The sequence below is a fragment of the Salicola sp. AFF1 genome, assembly GCF_056783195.1.
In genome coordinates this window covers 1-1,675 of sequence record NZ_JBXAYL010000088.1, presented here as the reverse complement: position 1 = coordinate 1,675, position 1,675 = coordinate 1, and the positions used below count along the sequence as shown (strand labels likewise).

At 53.9% G+C, this 1,675-nt stretch carries 3 protein-coding genes; all 3 read left to right on the top strand.

All coding sequences use genetic code 11. The features are described 5' to 3' along the window. Positions 1–433, top strand: a 433-nt coding sequence (locus AC1RQI_RS16790) for a hypothetical protein (protein ID WP_481905759.1), incomplete at its 5' end; no start/stop codon positions are given. Between the two features lie 2 nt (positions 434–435). Continuing rightward, positions 436–798: a hypothetical protein gene (locus tag AC1RQI_RS16785; protein WP_481905758.1), complete on the top strand. Its 363-nt coding sequence runs from the start codon at positions 436–438 to the stop codon at positions 796–798. 141 nt (positions 799–939) lie between these two features. Continuing rightward, positions 940–1,413 (top strand): hypothetical protein, encoded by a 474-nt coding sequence (locus AC1RQI_RS16780; protein ID WP_481905757.1) that lies wholly within the window; start codon positions 940–942, stop codon positions 1,411–1,413. Positions 1,414–1,675: the final 262 nt, after the last annotated feature.

Genomic DNA, 1,675 nt, shown 5'->3' with positions numbered 1-1,675 from the left:
CCAGGTCCTCAATGAAAAGTCATTGAACTACCTGAACAACAATACCTTTGGGATGCGCCAGACCACCAATGCAACCGGCCGGACCGTTCAGGAATCCATTCCGGTACGCAATACAATGGATGTGGAAAGGCTCGCCAAGTTCGCCAAGGTTGGCAGGGTGGCCGGCCCCGGAGTTATCGCGTTTGATGGCTACCTACGCAGCAAAGACGTTTACCAGAGCTGGCAAAACAACGATCCCAACTGGCAGCGAAAAGCGGTTGTTCAGGGGACTTCGTTTGGATTCGGAATCGCTGCGGGCGCGGTTATCACCACCGCAATCGCTTTCACGCCTGTTGGACTTGCTATTGGTGTCGTTGCCGGAGGGGCAGCCGCTCTTGGAGTTGATTATGGGGTCAAGGAGTTCGTGGGGTGGGCGTATGACGAGTGGTGGTGAACATGACTAATCATTCGCTGACTTCCTTTTTTGCTTTCATAGGACTTGGAGGCGGGGCAAGCATGATGCTTGGAATTCTGCTGCTCAGGCTCACGCTAACCCATCGCCTCAAGAAAGAATTGAAGGCAACCGGCGACTACTGGACGAGCGGCACCATCGATTTCGACTTTATCAATACCATAATATTTGCCTGGGCCTGCGCAACACCTTGGTTCCAAAGGCTTAGAAAATTTCAGCTGCTCTACCCTGGCCTGGACGTCAGGTCTTTCGCCAAGTGGTATGAAAAGGTGGCCGCCTATGGATGCATCTACGGTTTGATGGTGCTGTGCCTGAGCATTCCTTTTTTCTTGCTTTTCAAACCATAGTCTTAAAGCAATTGGCCAGATGGACGGGCAGTGTCCCGCCTGATGGCTGCCAATGGCCATGAATTTCGACCCCCTTGGGGATGGATCGCTTGAGGGGTCAGGGTCATCCGCTCCACGCAAAAGGATTGAGGAAACACAAACATGGAAATGTTGATCGGACGGCTTATCGGCCAGGTCATCGGGGCCGCCCTGGGTGCGCTGCTTGGCGCTTTGCTTGTCCAGCTCGGATGCAAGTGGGTGGCGGATTTCAAGCCCTCCTATGGCATGGCCTACAAGGCGGCTCTCCTGGCCATTCTTGCCCCCATGGGCGTGGGCTTTGTGATCGGTCTCGTGATTGGCTTTTCCGGAGGCCAAGAACCCCCCATGTTCCAGATCGGCTTGGCGATTCTCGGGTTCACCCTTCAGGCCGCAATCTACGGGTATTTACTGGTCGAGGATACGGGAGAACGACTGGGCTTCGGCAGGGGCATCCTGGTATCGCTGATTCAGCTCGTTATCGCCGTTGCGGTCATTTTCGCCATCGCGCTTATCGTATTCACGGTCAGCCCGGAAAGCATTCCTACCGAAAGTAGTGTCGCCGAAGCCAGTCCCCTGCCTGCTCTGCTTCCAGTGTGAGGCGCCCCTCCAGTAGTAACCGCGTTGCTGGTTCAGGGATTCATATTTTTTAACCCTGAGCGCCTGCGAAGAGCAGCCGCCAACCCCCAGCCTCAGATAGTCGACAAATCTGGACAAAGACATGAAAAAGATTGCCATCTTGCTGATCGCGATAGTACTGTCTCTGTACGCGACCCTAATGGTCTGGTACTTGGAGACATCCAACATTGAATATGTCTCCCTGTGTGTCAGGTAGTTCAATGACTTTTCATTGAGGACCTGA

Excerpts from the sequence above, each read along its gene's own strand:
- AC1RQI_RS16785 (WP_481905758.1), top strand. The coding sequence starts at position 436 with ATGACTAATCATTCGCTGACTTCCTTTTTTGCTTTCATAGGACTTGGA.
- AC1RQI_RS16780 (WP_481905757.1), top strand. The coding sequence starts at position 940 with ATGGAAATGTTGATCGGACGGCTTATCGGCCAGGTCATCGGGGCCGCC.